This window comes from Ruegeria sp. CI1 (assembly GCF_056536925.1).
In genome coordinates, this window is sequence record NZ_JBQFQP010000005.1 from 170,546 (window position 1) to 186,273 (window position 15,728).

At 58.2% G+C, this 15,728-nt stretch carries 12 protein-coding genes; all 12 read right to left on the reverse strand.

Annotated elements, in window-relative coordinates:
- Positions 1-57: 57 nt before the first annotated feature.
- Positions 58-1,401, reverse strand: coding sequence for an MmgE/PrpD family protein (locus ACR0LZ_RS07835; protein ID WP_480749232.1), 1,344 nt, complete (start codon positions 1,399-1,401; stop codon positions 58-60).
- Complete coding sequence (locus ACR0LZ_RS07840; protein ID WP_480749233.1) at positions 1,401-2,591, reverse strand: pyridoxal phosphate-dependent aminotransferase; 1,191 nt, start codon at positions 2,589-2,591, stop codon at positions 1,401-1,403. Before ACR0LZ_RS07840 ends, ACR0LZ_RS07835 begins: the two co-directional genes overlap by 1 nt.
- Positions 2,591-4,231, reverse strand: a complete 1,641-nt coding sequence (locus ACR0LZ_RS07845) for a thiamine pyrophosphate-dependent enzyme (protein ID WP_480749234.1) — start codon at positions 4,229-4,231, stop codon at positions 2,591-2,593. Before ACR0LZ_RS07845 ends, ACR0LZ_RS07840 begins: the two co-directional genes overlap by 1 nt.
- An 89-nt stretch (positions 4,232-4,320) precedes the next feature.
- Positions 4,321-5,145 (reverse strand): diaminopimelate epimerase, encoded by an 825-nt coding sequence (dapF, locus tag ACR0LZ_RS07850; protein WP_480749235.1) that lies wholly within the window; start codon positions 5,143-5,145, stop codon positions 4,321-4,323.
- A gap of 4 nt (positions 5,146-5,149) precedes the next feature.
- On the reverse strand, positions 5,150-5,890 hold the full coding sequence (locus ACR0LZ_RS07855) for an amino acid ABC transporter ATP-binding protein (RefSeq protein ID WP_480749236.1): 741 nt from the start codon (positions 5,888-5,890) through the stop codon (positions 5,150-5,152).
- A gap of 11 nt (positions 5,891-5,901) precedes the next feature.
- On the reverse strand, positions 5,902-6,852 hold the full coding sequence (locus ACR0LZ_RS07860) for an amino acid ABC transporter permease (RefSeq protein ID WP_480749237.1): 951 nt from the start codon (positions 6,850-6,852) through the stop codon (positions 5,902-5,904).
- Between the two features lie 77 nt (positions 6,853-6,929).
- Positions 6,930-7,766: a transporter substrate-binding domain-containing protein gene (locus ACR0LZ_RS07865; RefSeq protein WP_480749238.1), complete on the reverse strand. Its 837-nt coding sequence runs from the start codon at positions 7,764-7,766 to the stop codon at positions 6,930-6,932.
- Between the two features lie 569 nt (positions 7,767-8,335).
- A complete protein-coding gene (locus tag ACR0LZ_RS07870) occupies positions 8,336-8,737 on the reverse strand; it encodes a hypothetical protein (protein ID WP_480749239.1) in 402 nt (133 codons plus the stop codon).
- Between the two features lie 663 nt (positions 8,738-9,400).
- Entirely contained in the window at positions 9,401-10,912 is a 1,512-nt protein-coding gene (gene gatB, locus ACR0LZ_RS07875) for an Asp-tRNA(Asn)/Glu-tRNA(Gln) amidotransferase subunit GatB (RefSeq protein ID WP_480749240.1), read from the reverse strand.
- A gap of 182 nt (positions 10,913-11,094) precedes the next feature.
- Positions 11,095-12,276, reverse strand: a complete 1,182-nt coding sequence (locus ACR0LZ_RS07880) for a hypothetical protein (protein WP_480749241.1) — start codon at positions 12,274-12,276, stop codon at positions 11,095-11,097.
- 215 nt (positions 12,277-12,491) lie between these two features.
- The gene (locus ACR0LZ_RS07885) at positions 12,492-12,935 is read right to left on the reverse strand and encodes a hypothetical protein (protein WP_480749242.1); all 444 of its coding nucleotides are present in this window, start codon (positions 12,933-12,935) and stop codon (positions 12,492-12,494) included.
- A 5-nt stretch (positions 12,936-12,940) separates the two neighbouring features.
- The gene (gene pepN, locus ACR0LZ_RS07890; protein WP_480749243.1) at positions 12,941-15,547 is read right to left on the reverse strand and encodes an aminopeptidase N; all 2,607 of its coding nucleotides are present in this window, start codon (positions 15,545-15,547) and stop codon (positions 12,941-12,943) included.
- Positions 15,548-15,728 lie beyond the last annotated feature (181 nt).

Consider the following 15,728-nt stretch of genomic DNA (forward strand, 5'->3'; position numbering starts at 1 on the left):
CTTGCGGTGACAAACGGACCCTAAGGTGAATTTTCAGCGGCTCCCAGCGCTTTCAGCTCAGAGTTTCGTGGTACACAAGGCCAATAGGCGTTTCAGTTCAGGCGCTGATAGATGATCAAACTGCGCTGACAGATCATGGATTTCGGTGGCCCGTTCCTTGCCCAAAACCGGATCAGCCAGCAGATGGAATTTCTCAGTGATCTGACTGTCGCTCAGCGGATTATCTGCATCACCGCGCGGGGTGCGGGGATTGTCTTCGATCCGGCGACCGTCGTTGAGTACAATCGTTACCTGCGCCCAACGCTTTTCGATGCTAATGCGGGTCATTTCCGCGTCGTCGATAAGTTGGGTTGCCCGACTGATGCGCAGGATATCCGGGTCGCGCAGGGCCCCATCGGTCAATTCCGGCACGCCAACCTGACCACGCACGATCATTGCAGCCACTGGAAAGGCGATGGCATAGGCGAATTCATCCTGATTTTGCGGCTCATGCCCGGCCAGACGGGTGGCATAGTGGAAGGTGCGGATTTCGACGCTTTCCACCTGCTCATGGGTAAACCCATGCTCGGCCATCATGTCATGCACGGCATCCAGCGAGGGATGCGCCCAGCGGCAACAAGGGTAGGCTTTGTAGTGGGTATGATCGATCAAGCGCCAACCCTGTCCCAGATCGGACCAGAATTCAGCCCCGTCCTCGCCTTCGCAGGTTAGCGCGGGTGCGCCTGTAAACCCCTCCATCGCCAGATAGGCCGCTGTTACGCCCGAAGGTGCACCCCAGCCGACCCCGTCGCGCAGCATGGTCGGGTGGTCAATACAGCGCATCATCTGGCTGCGAGGCCCATGATATTCGCCGATGCCAGCTGCGTGGCGGATCTGTTCCGCGCTGCCACCCAGCAGTTTCGCCCCGGCGCCGGCCACGCCGACGGCGGTCCAGGACCCTGAGGTATGATAGTCGGCGCAGGTGGCGTGCTGCACCAGACCCGCGCGGTATGAGATTTCATAGGCAGCAGCGAGGATTTCAGCAAAGCGCTTGCCGTCAATATCCTGATTGCTGGCCTGCGCCATGGCGATCAGTGCCGGAAAGATGGCGGAACCCGCATGGCCCTTGCAGGGGGTCGTCCCGTCATGTGCGTCGATGCTGTCTATGGTAAAGGCCCCAGCCATGGCAGCCCCGACGGGGCTGACCGACCGACCATCCATCAGCATGCGCGCCCCACCGGCACTGCCCGCACCAAAAATCAACGGTGCGGTGCGCCGGGCAATCCCTGACAATTCGGTCGTGGCCCCCACGGCGGCGACGCCCATTGTGTCGGTGAATGAGCGGCGCAAGGTCCACAGCGCCGCTTCAGGCAGATCGTCATAGCTCAGCTCGGCGGCGAATTGATCGAATCTGGGGGGCATCAGCTCAGCCTCTCGATGGCGGTTTTCATTCGGTTGACCCCTTCGACGATATTGTCTTCCGAGGTTGCGATCGACATACGGAAAAACGGATCGCAGGAGAACCCCGGACCGGGCACGACAACTGCCCCATGATCCATCAGATAGGCTGCCAGATCGGTTGAGTTGTTCAGCTTCGCGCCATCCGGTGTCGCGAGACCTAAAAGCGCTCCGCAATCGGGCATCAGATAGAACGCACCGCCTGGTTTCTGTGTGGTCAAACCTTCAATCTGGGCCAGCCCGGCCAGGGCCACATCCCGGCGGTGCTGATAGGTGGCGCACCAGTCTTTCAGGAAATCCTGCGGCCCTGTCAGCGCGGCCACGGTAGCGGCCTGAGAGACCGAGCATGGCCCGCCATTGGTCTGACTGAACAGGCTGCGAATACCGCCTGTCCACCAATCCGGCCCGCCCGCATAGCCGATGCGCCAGCCGGTCATGGCATAGGATTTCGACACACCGTTAACGGTAAGGATACGATCTTGCAGATCGGGCACAGTGGCCGCCAGCGTCGCAAACTCAGCCCCGTCAAAGATAATATGTTCATAAAGGTCATCAGAGATCACATTGACATGGGCGTGCCTGCGCAGAACCTGTGCCAGCGCCTCCAGCTCGACCGCCGAATAAACCGCGCCAGTCGGGTTCGATGGCGAACAGAGCATCAGCAACCGGGTACGGGGCGTGATTGCACCCTCCAGCGCCTCGGGCGTCAGCTTGAATGCCGTCGCAGCCGTATCGACCAGCACAGGAGCACCGCCCACCGCCTGCACCATCCCCAGATGCGAAGCCCAGAGTGGCACCGGCAAGATCATCTCATCCCCTGCGTTTAACACCGCCTGAATGGCCGAGGCCAAAAGGGGTTTCGCGCCCGAGCAGACGATGATTTCCGAAGTGGTGAATGCCAGCCCGTTGTCGCGCTGGAATTTCTCGATCACAGCCGCTTTGACCGCACCGGTGCCATCGGTGGGGGTATAGCGTGTCTCGCCCGCGCGGATGGCCGCAACCCCGGCCTCGCAGATATGGACGGGGGTGTCGAAATCTGGCTCGCCCACAGAAAAATCGATCAGATCGGCCCCGGCTTGCCGCAGCTCATAGGCTTTGTTGAAAACGCCAATAATGGGCGATGGGGGAAGGGCATCGACGAGGCTTGACAGCATCAGGACGCCTCCGCCAGATCGGCCAGCGTCAGGTTGGGGCCGAGGCTGTCCGGTCCCACCAGAATGTGGATAACGGCGGCCTTGCCCAAGGCCCGCGCACGTTCCAGTGCAGGCGCAAATTCAGCGGTGGTTTCCACCCGCTCGCCATGAGCGCCATAGCCCTGCGCCACGACGGCGAAATCGGGGTTGGTCAGCGATGTGCCCGACACACGGCCCGGGTGCTTGCGTTCCTGATTGGTGCGGATCGTGCCGTATGAGCCATTGTCGACGATGATGAAAATAGGATCGAGGCCGTACTGTACCGCCGTCGCCAGCTCCTGCCCGTTCATCAGGAAATCACCATCACCTGCGATGTAAACGGCTGGTGCATAGGGTCGCGCCACCTTGGCCGCCACCGCTGCCGGAACCCCCATGCCCATTGCGCCCGAAATCGGCGCAAGAGCGCCCAGAAACTGACGGTAGTTGAAGTGGATATTGGGCCAGTCTGCGGCGTTGCCCGCGCCTGTGGTCATGGTGGTCTCATCGGGCAGCGTAGTGTTGAGCACGCGCATCACCTCGGCCATATCGACCGGGCCGCGCTGTGCTGGCAGTGACCGCATCGCCTCATAATCCGCACGCGCCTGCGCGGGAGAGTGCCGCTTGGCCACCGGCAGCAGAGCCAGTGATTTCGCCGCCTCGTTCGGGTCGGCCAGAATGGGCAAATCGGCATGATAAAGCCGCCCCAGATCTTCGGCCCCCGGCAGGATATGAACCAGTTTACAGGCTGGTTGCGGGGCCTTGATCAGGCTGAATTTCAGCGTGGTGCCATCGTTCAGCCGTGCACCCAGTGCAATCACCAGATCGGCGGATTTGGCATATTCATTTGGCATCGGATTGCCGCCAAAGCCCAGGTTGCCGATGAAATTCGGATGGTCATGGGGAAACAGCCCCTGCCTGCGAAACCCAACCGCGACCGGCAAGCCGTGATCCTCGGCAAATCGAAGAGCGGCGGTGTGCCCGTCCTCGGTCCAGCAGGTGCCGCCCAGCAAAAGCAGGGGGCGTTCGGCCTGCGCCAGCAGGTCAGCCACCTGCTCCATATCCGCAGGGGAAGGTGACGGAGGGGTCAGCTTGATTGCGGGCAGATCGGGCGTGTCGGTTGGTTCGGCCAGCATATCCTCGGGCAAGGCCAGCGCCACTGGACCGGGCCGCCCGGACAGCGCCGTGCGGAAAGCACGGTTGAGATATTCTGGAATGCGGGCGGGATCGTCGATTTCGGCCACCCATTTGACCATATGACCCAGATAGCGGCGATAATCGACCTCCTGAAACGCTTCTTTGTCACGATGGGCGCGTGGGATCTGCCCGATCAGCAGGATCAGCGGGGTCGAGCCCTGCTGGGCGGTATGCACCCCGATCGAGGCATTGGTCACCCCCGGACCCCGGGTGACAAAACACACACCCGGCTTGCCGGTCGCATCCGAGTAAGCCGCCGCCATGAAGGCCGCGCCGCCCTCTTGCCGGGTGGTGTAGTATTTCAGCGTGTTCGAGCAATCATGCAGCGCATCCAACGCGGCCAGATAGCTTTCGCCGGGCACGCCAAATATGGCTTCGACCCCGTTGACCCGCAGCATATCGATCAGCACCTGTCCGCCTGTCCGCATGGCGATCACTCCTCTCGTTCCGTATTCATTCTTTGCCAACCTTAAGTTTGGCTGGAAATTGAAAATCTCGCACCGGGGCTGAAGCGAATTCACCCCGAAAACCGGTATTGCCCGGTAAAGCAATGGGCCACCGGTCCGGTCATCTCGGCCACCTCGTCAGACCGGATGCGGATTGTGACTTTTCCGGCGGGCATTTGAACCTGAACCTCTGACTGGTCGGTGCGGCCCGATAGCCGCGCCGCCTGCACCGCCGCACAGGCACCCGAGCCGCAGGCTGTGGTCAGAACGCCGGGGCGTTCATAAACTGACAGCCGCATCTGGGATGGGGACAGCATCTGAACCAGACCCACATTAACACTTTCGACAAAAATCGGGTTGGCCATGATGTCCGGGGCCAAGGCTGTCAGATCCACTGCATCCAGATCGTCCGTGAAATACACCACATGAGGATTGCCGATGCTTACGCCCACCGGGTTTTGCAGCGGCCCGTTACCCACGGGCAATGCCATCATGTCTTGCGGTGTACTCAGTGGCATCGCCTGCCAGTCCTGCGTCAATGCCCCCATCTCCACCTGCACCAGATGATCCCCGCGGCGCCTGGCGCGCAGAGGGCCAACCCTGGTGGACAGGGTGATCTCGTCAGCCCCGGCCTCCTCCAGCAGCAACCAGGCCACGCAGCGGGTGGCGTTGCCGCAGGCCTGCACCTCGGTCCCGTCGATGTTGTAGATCCGCAGATCGGCAATCACGTCAGGCCGGTCCGACGGTTCCAGAACCACAAGCTCATCCGCGCCCACACCCACCTTCGGGTCGCAAACCCAGATGATTTCTTCGGGCGTCGGGCCATAGGGCGTGGTTCGGGCGTCCACGATCACAAAGTGATTGCGTAGACCCTGCATCTTTACGAATTCAGGCATGGGCTTAGTGTTGCAGAATCTGGCTCAGGAAGGATTTGGTGCGTTCGCTTTGCGGATTGTCGAAGAAGTTCACGGGATCGTTTTCTTCGATGATCTGACCTTCATCCATAAAGATCACGCGATCAGCGACCGCCTTGGCAAAGCCCATCTCGTGCGTCACGCACACCATGGTCATCCCGTCGCGGGCAAGGCTGACCATGGTGTCCAGAACCTCTGACACCATTTCAGGATCCAGGGCCGAGGTCGGTTCGTCAAACAGCATCACCTTGGGGTTCATGCACAGCGACCGGGCAATGGCCACACGCTGCTGCTGGCCGCCTGACAGTTGGCCCGGAAATTTGTCAGCCTGCTCGGGAATACGCACTCGTTCGAGATATTTCATCGCCGTTTCGCGCGCCTCGGCTTCGGGCACACCGCGCACCCACATCGGCGCGGCCATCAGGTTTTGCAAGACCGACAGATGCGGGAACAGGTTGAAGTGCTGGAACACCATGCCAACTTCCATCCGAACCTTGTTGATATCCTTCATCTTCTGGTGCAGCTCGATCCCGTCGACGATGATCTGCCCTTCCTGATGCGCCTCAAGCCAGTTGAGTGTGCGGATCATGGTGGATTTACCCGAACCGGACGGCCCGCAGACGACGATCCTGTCGCCCTTGTTGACAGTAAAATTGATATTCCGCAGCGCGTGGTAGTTGCCATACCATTTGTTGACGCCGCGCATTTTGATGATGGGCTCTGCCATGACGCGGCCTCCTAATGGCTTTTGGTGCGGAAGTGACGCTCGATCCGGCCCTGGATCAGCTCCAGACACATCGACAGCATCCAATAGATCAGTGCAGCGGTGATCAACATCTCCATATGCTGGAACGTTTTGTTACCCAGCGTGCGCGCCAGAAACATCAGTTCCCAAACACCGATGACCGATACCAGCGAGCTGTCCTTCAGCATCGCGATGAACTGGTTGCCGGTGGGCGGGATGATCAGCGGCAGCGATTGTGGCAGGATGATGCGGCGCATGGTCAGGCCAAACTTGAAACCCAGCGAGCGCGACGCTTCCCATTGGCCCTTGGCAATGGATTGAATACCGGCCCGAAAGATCTCGGTCATGTAAGCGCCATAGCAAAGCGTCAGCGCCAGAATCCCCGCCGGGACCGCGTCGATCACATAGCCCAGCTGCGGAAGGCCCAGATAGATCAGATAGACCTGCATCAGCAGCGGCAGGCCCCGGAAGAATGAGGTGTAAAAGCTGGCAATCGCATAGGCAAACCCGTTCGAGGACAACTTTGCAACCGCCCCGATGATGGCCACAATCGAGGCCAGCGTGATCGAGATGGCCGAGACGTACAGTGTGGTGAACACACCCTGACTGACCATGAACCAGACTTTTGAACGGATGAACTCAAAGTTCAGATCAAAGCCATAGAAAAAGGCCAGAAACAGGGCCAGCAATTGCAACCAGACCACGATCACCTGCAGGCGGAAATTGAGAAACCCGATTGTGACAATGTTCAACACGAGCAGAATGCCCAGCACGAGGCCCGTGGCGAATCTTCCGTACAGCCCGGATTCTCCGGGCTCTCCAATCACCGGGCGCATCATCTCGCCAAAAACTGATCCGCTCGTGTCGATCAGGAAAAAGAATGCAACTGCAGCCGCCAGCATCACGGCAATCATCTTGGGTTTGTGGACAAGCGGATCGCTCACCACTGTATCTGCGTATAGCATTGGCCCGCCTTTACTGTCGGTCGGCCAGTTTGGGACAGGCCGACCGATTTCTGTTTTTATTTGGTGGAGGTGTAGTCGACCCCGTACCACTTTTCGCTCAACGCGGTCAGGGTACCATCCGATTGCATCTCAGCGACAATAGAGGCCAGCTTGTCGTTCAGATCCTGATCGCCCTTGTCGATGGCAATGGCCAGCGGTTCGTAGAATACCGGATCGCCCAATATCTTAAGCGGATAGTTGTTTTTGATTCCCTCAAGCAACGAAGGAAGCGATCCGACCATGCCATCAAGGCGAGTGCCGTCACCAAGCCGCAGATCGTCCATGACAGCAGTCGAATCCTTGTAGGACCGCAATTCACCCGGGGTGATCTGGTATTCGAAGCTTGGAACACCTTCCGCATCAATTGTCAGGTCGTGCTGGAGATAAAGTTCGAAAACGCTTGATGTTGTTGCACCCATCGTTTTGTCATTCAGGTCCGCCAGCGATCCGGCAGAGCTGTCTTGGTGCACAGCAACCGCCGCCGGAGTGTAGTAGTAGACAGCCGGAAAACTCAACACTTCGGAGCGCGCGCTTGTCGGGGTCATCGATCCAACAGAGACGTCCCAGCGACCGTTCCAGTTGCCGGCAGTAATGATGTCCCAGGCGGGGGTCACAAACTCGACCTCGACACCAAGGCGCGAGGCGATCTCACGCGCGACGTCAACGTCGAACCCATCCATTTCGTTGTTGTCATTCAGAAAGCTCTGAGGGGCCCAGTTCGCGTCGGTCGCGACCATGATCTTGTTGTCGGACATGATGCGATCGAGCGCTTCTCCTGCAATACCTGTTCCTGCACTGACACTGAACGCGGCAACTGTCGCGGCGATGGTGAATACTCGTCTCGTTATTGTCATTTTGATCTTCCCTGGCTGGAAACGCATTGGGAAAATCTGCACGGAATTTCGTTTTTGCCTTAAGGAAATCTATTTGGCGTGTGTGAAATTTTTTCACCAACCGGATGTCGACCGCCGCCCGTCTCTGCTGCGCCAATGAGCTCCGGCGACGCGCAAAACGTGAGATCCTCCAGCAGCCGTTTCAACTATGCCTATTGGTCAGAAACAAACACAAGCATCCGACAGTGTGAAAGTTTGTCTTGCCTTACCCAGGTTTCGTTCTTTTGAATGAAAGGTCTGTTTGCCACCTATTAATTTACACCCAAAATTGCTGCGTGATTTACGATTGGCCGATATCGTCACAAAACAGCATCACGGAAATTCATGCCTCTGCAGAATGTACTTTGCTGCGAGTGCGTGCAGCGAGAAAATCGAACTCAAAGGTTGGGTCTCTCCAGGAACCTTCGCCGCGATCTGCAGCAAGGGCAGGTCTGGGGTGGATCGACTTTCGCTGCGCGAGGTGTGAACTGGTAAGACGCGGGACAAAGCCGCCATTCATTTGCAATGCTCGATGTCTGTTTTTGGAGAGGTCACCTAGGGTATAGTAATTCCCCATTCGCCAGTTGTTCTTCCAACTCTGGCCGAAAATATACCTCTGCTTGTTGTTCTTCACCGCGACACGCTCCGATCCACTCGCCACTATACCGTTGGAGCGCTTCATTAATGAAACACACCGCTACATCTTGTTGCTTCTTTGAAGAAAACCCGGATTCAATTGCAATGGGCTCATATCCGTTGGAAGCATCGAAATCGGCTTCCCCCAACGACCTGTAACCCTGAGTCAATTGATGTCGATAGAGCGGTACACCGAGCGATCCTATGACCCAAGTTGTTGAATGCTTTGGACCTCGATAGACACTAGGTGGGTAGGGTTCACCATTTTTTTGTGCGATCTGAACGCTCATTCCATCTATTTCGAGGTACACGAACATGACACTGTCCATGCCTCGGTTAGCACGAACGAATTTAATGGACGTTGTCGGATCATTGGTAACAATCGCGCGGCATTTATGGTCGTACCAGAAGTCCAAACCAATGGAGGATCTGTATACGCGAGGCTTGCATACAAGTTTCACATTCGGATCTGGTACGCGTCTGTTGGATGATTGTGTCAACTAATTCTACCGAGTTTTTGCATAAGCACATCCATACTAGCAGACCTATCCGCTGAGCGCAGTATAGGTAAATCTGGGCTCTCGCCCGGCTTTCGCCGCGCGCTACACGAATGGCTGCTGTCGGGAAACGGGCCAAACTTTGCAGAGTTGGCTTTTTGCGCATAACAGCCGCATTGGTCTGTCCATGCCGCACAAGCAGCGAAGGTCTGCTTGGTAGCGACTTTTAACTTGCCCAATAGTCTGCACACGCAGCAGAGGGCAGCAAAGCCCCGCAAAGCTGAAGCCCGTCAATTGGTTTTGCGGGCGAAGCCTTCGAAGAATTTCTTGGGAAGTGAAATGCGTTTCAATTGAGGGCCGCTCCTGAACAGCCGGGAAATCGGGTTACTTGCAAAATCCATGCAAAGGGCACCCGATCGGGTGCCCTTCCAAGGTGTACAATTCGCACAAGACCCCTGTCAGAACCTGTACAATTCGGACAGTTCAGAGGCCCAGTTTGGCCGAGACCAGGTCGTTCACCGCCTTGGGGTTGGCCTTGCCGCCGGTGGCCTTCATCACCTGACCGACGAACCAGCCCGCCAGTTTCGGGTTCGATTTGGCCTTTTCGACCTGCGCCGGGTTGGCGGCGATGATCTCGTCCAGCGCGGCTTCGATGGCGCCGGTGTCGGTGACCTGTTTCATGCCGCGTTTCTCAACGATTTCAACAGGATCGCCGCCTTCGGTATAGACGATTTCGAATAGGTCCTTGGCGATCTTACCCGAGATTGCGTCCGACGAGATCAGGTCGATGATGCTGCCCAATTGCGCCGGGGAAACCGGGCTTTCGGTGATGTCGTGATCTTCCTTTTTCAGCCGTCCAAACAGCTCGTTGATCACCCAGTTCGCGGCCAGTTTTCCACTGCGACCCTTGGCAACTTCCTCGAAATACGCGGCCGATTCCACCTCGGCGGTCAGCACCGAAGCGTCATAGTCGGTAAGGCCGAAGTCATTGATGAAACGAGATTTTTTCTCGTCCGGCAGCTCTGGAAGACGGGCGGCGATGTCGTCCACCCAGGCTTGCTCGATCTCCAGCGGCAGCAGGTCGGGATCGGGGAAATAGCGATAGTCATGCGCCTCTTCCTTGGACCGCATCGACCGTGTTTCACCCTTGTCCGGATCGTAAAGCCGGGTTTCCTGATCGATAGTTCCACCGGCCTCGACGATGGCGATCTGACGGCGGGCTTCGACCTCAATCGCTTGCTGAATGAACCGCATCGAGTTCATGTTCTTGATTTCGCAGCGCGTGCCCAGATGCGAAAAATCCTGCGTTTCCTGATACTTCTCGTAGTCACCGGGACGGCAGATCGACACGTTCACGTCCGCCCGCAGGTTGCCGTTCTGCATGTTGCCGTCGCAGGTGCCCAGATAGCGCATGATCTGGCGCAGCTTTGCGATATAGGCGGCGGCCTCTTCCGGTCCGCGAATATCGGGGCGGCTGACGATCTCCATCAGGCAGACACCGGTCCGGTTCAGGTCGACAAAGGACATGTGCGGGTCCATGTCATGGATCGACTTGCCGGCGTCCTGTTCCATGTGGATGCGTTCGATGCGAACCATGCGCGCGGTGCCGTCTCCCATCTCTACCAACACTTCGCCTTCGCCCACAATCGGTTGATAAAGCTGAGAAATCTGGTAACCTTGCGGCAGGTCGGGATAGAAATAGTTCTTGCGGTCAAAGGCCGATTTCAGGTTGATATCCGCCTTCAGGCCCAGCCCGGTGCGCACAGCCTGTTCAACGCAATATTCGTTGATCACCGGCAGCATTCCCGGCATCGCTGCATCGACAAACGCGACGTTTGAATTCGGCTCGGCCCCGAATTGGGTCGATGCACCCGAGAACAGTTTGGCATTGGACGAAACCTGTGCGTGCACCTCCATCCCGATCACCAGTTCCCAGTCGTGCTTGGCACCGGCAATGATCTTGGGTTTGGGCATTTCATAGGTCAGGTCGAGCATGGCGCGCCTCATTTCCGCAGCAGTCTGAGCTTGCGTATTAGGCCTGGCAGGCGCGAGGGGCAAGGGGCAATGGAAACCCGTGTGTGTTCCCGGCCATGGGGGAAGCCGCAGAACCGGGGTTCAGAGCGCCAAGGGCGAGTTAGAACCACGGTTCGCGGGTTCCCGTAAGAACTTGCAGCGCGCTACTGCGCGTGAACTTGCGGGCCGGACGGGGTGAAAGTGATGTGCTGCCCGCCGCGTAACTCGTCCCGGAACATCGTTGCGATGACCTCCAGCGCCTGCCGATAGCCGCGAGCGGCGAACCTGCTGGGAGAGTTGATGCGCGCACTGTTGTTGAACCCGTCTGCGGCATGCGCCCAGATCAAAGGATGCAACTCGGTCAGATGCTCGCGGATCAGCCAGTTGGCAGCGTCGGCTATGCGAACCCGGGCAAGGTCGGCTTCTTCGTTAAGGCCAAGGCCATTCTGCAGGGTGATGGTGCAATAGGCAGCAAGCAGATTGATCATTTCCTGATCCGGGCGGCGCTGCGCGATATCGCGCAGTCCGTCGATAAAGAACTCGACATCCACACGGGCGCAGGCATTTTCATCCAGCGCAATGGCGTCGAACTGAACCCATGCATATCCGCCCGCGCCCCATTGGGCCTGTGTATAGGATGCAGCGCGGCGCGCTTCGAGTTCCAGTTCGTCATAGCTGCCGAACCACCGTGGCAACAGGTGGTTGCCCATCGCCCGCATGTGGCGGTGATTGGCGGGGTCCAGAGCAATCAGTGTTTCATATTGATCTGCAACCCTGATACCCGGTGATCTGCGGCCAGCCAGAAGCGCACAGCAGGCTGACATAACGCTGGGACTGTCGGGCGCAGCTTCGCGGCATTTGGTGAGCAGCGCGTGTGCCCGATCGAAATGGGCGGCACAGCGTTCGCGATTGATCCGGGGGAGAGTTGTTTCCCATCCCGTGCCGCGCCATGCCCACGCAACATCGATATGAGCCTGCGCGACCACCAGACCGATCATCGGGTTATCGTCGTTTTCCTTTAGCACGACTTCCAGATCGTTTATACCGCCGACCAGCGAAGGATCGTCGGCGGCAACCCCTTCGGCCAGACCGTGTTCGACCGCAAGAATGACATCCGATCTGGCGCCATAGGCCAATAGCTCTGCAATCGGAGTGCAGCTGGGAGCCTTGGCACGCGCAGCGTCAGCGTCGGCAATCTCTGTCGCGAGTTGTGACCACAGCTCTTGTCGGGCAAGGTCGCGACCGCGATCAAGGTTCTCGCGCCCGATCAGATCGTCGGCGCTACGCGTGGCGACGGGAATGAAAAGGCGCTCCTCGGGCGCACTGGTGCGCTCATCAGGGAGCATCCAGAAGGCATTCTTGGAGGCGCAGTCAAATCGGCGCCAACCAGGCAGGAGAGAGGAAAATCTCTGAGCAATCTCAAACATTGATACGTCCATCAGGAAGCTACTCGTAAAACTCCGCATTGTGTGGCCTCGCATTGCGGCAGAAACATGGCCGGCAGCCGACCAAACACAGCAATGTTATTAAATCGGAAGGGCAATGGCGCGTTTGCAGTTTTTCAGAACACGCGGAAGTGGTGACGCTCGGTGCGGATACCCTTATTGAGGAGGGCCTCTTCGAACTCGCGGTGCGGGGGCATCGACTCGTCGGGCAGGCGAACACGTTTGCCGGAGGCCAGACAGGCCGAAACACGGACCGAGAAATCCCAGCGAGTGTCAAAACGGAAATACTCTATCTCGCTCAGTGGCAAGCTGCCGCTGCGCCGACCGGTGAACCAACTCAATTCGGTGTCGTCAAGGCTCATGCCGGCCCGTGTATCCGCAATCACGTCCCAGAGTGTGGGCAGCGTAGGAAGCGCCAGCAGGGCCACCAACCACCATACGGCACTGAACAGGATGATCAGTGCGGTCAGTCCGCCATAGACAAGGATAAGGATCACGACCGCACGTTGGGTGCGGTTGTGGCGGATGAATTCGAACCTATTTGCAATGGGATCGGTCAAGGGAGCTACCCCCCAAGGATACGCGACACCATTTCGCTCGTGTCGCGCGACAAGTTTGGAGTGGCGTAGACACGGTTCAATTCGGCCTTTATCTTGTTTTGCCGGTCGGTATCGTACCGTTTCCACGTCTGGAACGCAGTGCTCATGCGGGCGGTGGTTTGCGGATTGACGGGGTCAAGCCGGATCAGCCAGTCGGCCAGCAGGCTGTAGGACGCTCCGCTTTCATGATGGAACCCGGCGTGGTTCATTGCCAGACCCCCCAAAAGAGCGCGGAATCGGTTCGGATTTTTCCAATTGAAATCTGCATGTTCTGTGAGATTTTGTGCGATTTCCGGTGTTTGTTCCGGTGTGGCCAGCGACACTTGCAAACCGAACCATTTGTCGATCACCAGCCGGTCGTCCTTCCACTGATCATAAAAGGCGGCCAGTTCGGCCTCTCCCTTTCCGGATTTCAAAAGATGCGTCAGCGACGTCAGCTGCAGGGTCATGTTGTCTGCGTTAGCGTATGCCTTGGCCGCCAGAGCGCCGCCATCGAGACGGGAAATCAGGGCCAGAGCGGCACTCCCCAAAGCGCGTTTTCCAGACTGTTCGGCATCGGGGCGATAGGGAGCATCGATTTGCGACTGGCTGTGAATGCGCGGCAGCAGGTCCTGCAGATGCTGGGCAGTCGCCTGGCGGAGTGTTTCGACGGCGGTCCAGATTGCCATCGGATCGGGTGTCGTGCCGCGTTCGTGCAGGGTGGCGGCCAGTTCCGACTGGGTCGGCAGGCCCAGCATCAGCGCACGATAGGCCGGGTCGAGGTTGTCGTCCCGCAGAACGGCCAGCATCCCGTCCAGATAGTTGGTGTCGGGTGCCGCGTCCCGGGTGATCATCCGCAACAGCGTGTCCTGCGCCAGCGATCGCCCGGCCTCCCATCGGTTGAACGGGTCGGTGTCGTGGGCCAGCAGAAAGGCACGCTCGGAAGGCGTGCTGTCGCGTTCAAGGATGACCGGCGCGGAAAAGTCGCGCAGGATGGAGGGGACGGGTTTGGAATGCAGGCCCGGAAAGGCGAAACTCTGCTGTTTCTCGGTTAGCTCCAATACCTCTGTTTTTAGAACTTCGTTTCCATTTTGACCAAGCAAGCCTACTGCAACGGGGATCACGTGTGGTTGCTTGTCGGGCTGCCCCGGCGTCGCAGGCGTCGATTGGCTGAACGTCAGCGTATATGTACCATCGGCCCAGTTTTCCGCGACCTTCACCCGTGGTGTTCCGTCTTGCGAGTACCAGCGTTTGAACTGGCTCAGGTCGCGGCGAGTGACATCTTCGAAGACCTGCAGCCAGTCTTCAATGGTGCAGGCCTGACCATCGTGCCGATCAAAATAGAAATCGAGCGCCTTGGCATAGGCCTCGTCACCCACCAGACGCTTGAGCATCCCGATGACCTCGGCGCCTTTTTCGTAAACGGTGGCGGTGTAAAAATTGTTGATCTCCTGAAAGCTTTCTGGCCGGACCGGGTGCGACAGCGGCCCGTTGTCCTCGGGGAATTGGCGGGCGCGCAGCTCGATCACGTCATGAATGCGCTTGACCGGGGCCGAGCGCATGTCCGAGGTGAACTGGGCGTCGCGGAATACCGTCAGTCCTTCTTTCAGGCAAAGCTGAAACCAATCGCGGCAGGTGATGCGGTTGCCGGTCCAGTTATGAAAATACTCATGGGCAATGATTGCCTCGATCCGCTCGAAATTGGCATCCGTCGAAGTTTCGGGGCTGGCGAGAACACAGGAGGAATTGAAAATGTTGAGTCCCTTGTTCTCCATGGCACCCATGTTGAAATCATCGACCGCGACGATGTTGAACACCTCCAGATCGTATTCGCGGCCATAAACCTCCTCGTCCCACGTCATGGATTTCTTCAGCGCTTCCATTCCAAAGGCGCATTTGCCTTCGTCACCGGGACGGACGTAGAGATTCAGATCGACCTTACGGCCCGAGCGGGTTGTGAATTGGTCGGAATGGGCGACCAGATTGCCCGCCACCAGCGCAAACAAGTAGGCGGGTTTGGGCCAGGGATCATGCCATTCAGCCCAGCCTTCGCCATTTCCTGCTGGATTTCCGTTGGACAGAAGAACCGGGTGCGGCCCATCCCCGGGCACTGTGTCGCCATTCGACAGGACAAAGGGCTGACCGCTATCGATCCTGACGGTGAACGGGGCCATTACGTCTGGGCGGTCAGGATAAAAGGTGATCTTGCGAAACCCTTCAGCCTCGCATTGGGTGCAATACATCCCGTTCGACATATAAAGTCCTTCAAGCGCGGTATTTGCACTGGGGTTTATCTCGACCTCGGCCTCCCACACGAAAGGCGCCTCGGGGTCGGGCAGGGTAGCCGTTAGAATGCCATCTCGGATGTGGGGTTTCCAATCCTGCCCGTTGATCCTGGCCCATCGCAAGGTCATGTTCTCGCCGTTGAGGCGGAACTCGCGGTTGCCGGATTCCGGGTTGGGGCGGAACCGGATGCGTGACGTGACCAGGGTCTTGGTCGGGTGCAACCGGAAGGTCAGATGGACATCGTCGATCAGAAACCCGAATGGTGCATAGTTCTTGAGGTAGATCGTGGTCGGGGCGGCATCGCGCATCATAGGCCTCGTGTGGGTTGACTGCGTCGCGACCCTATGATGGTTCATCGTCGGGCTGCAAGCGCGGGTGGGCAATCGATCGGCTTTCTCGTATTTCCGAAAGGATTGTCTTGCAGATCCGAATAATCCCGGATTTTGTGGCGGTTGCCGGGCGCAGGGGGCTGCGCTAGGTAGGGTCTGC

What these genes read in the sequence shown, in the direction of transcription:
- ACR0LZ_RS07835 (WP_480749232.1), bottom strand. Translation starts at nt 1,401, where the DNA reads ATGCCCCCCAGATTCGATCAATTCGCCGCCGAGCTGAGCTATGACGAT.
- ACR0LZ_RS07840 (WP_480749233.1), bottom strand. Translation starts at nt 2,591, where the DNA reads ATGCTGTCAAGCCTCGTCGATGCCCTTCCCCCATCGCCCATTATTGGC.
- ACR0LZ_RS07845 (WP_480749234.1), bottom strand. Translation starts at nt 4,231, where the DNA reads ATGCGGACAGGCGGACAGGTGCTGATCGATATGCTGCGGGTCAACGGG.
- dapF (WP_480749235.1), bottom strand. Translation starts at nt 5,145, where the DNA reads ATGCCTGAATTCGTAAAGATGCAGGGTCTACGCAATCACTTTGTGATC.
- ACR0LZ_RS07855 (WP_480749236.1), bottom strand. Translation starts at nt 5,890, where the DNA reads ATGGCAGAGCCCATCATCAAAATGCGCGGCGTCAACAAATGGTATGGC.
- ACR0LZ_RS07865 (WP_480749238.1), bottom strand. Translation starts at nt 7,766, where the DNA reads ATGACAATAACGAGACGAGTATTCACCATCGCCGCGACAGTTGCCGCG.
- ACR0LZ_RS07870 (WP_480749239.1), bottom strand. Translation starts at nt 8,737, where the DNA reads ATGTTCGTGTACCTCGAAATAGATGGAATGAGCGTTCAGATCGCACAA.
- gatB (WP_480749240.1), bottom strand. Translation starts at nt 10,912, where the DNA reads ATGCTCGACCTGACCTATGAAATGCCCAAACCCAAGATCATTGCCGGT.
- ACR0LZ_RS07880 (WP_480749241.1), bottom strand. Translation starts at nt 12,276, where the DNA reads ATGCTCCCTGATGAGCGCACCAGTGCGCCCGAGGAGCGCCTTTTCATT.
- pepN (WP_480749243.1), bottom strand. Translation starts at nt 15,547, where the DNA reads ATGCGCGATGCCGCCCCGACCACGATCTACCTCAAGAACTATGCACCA.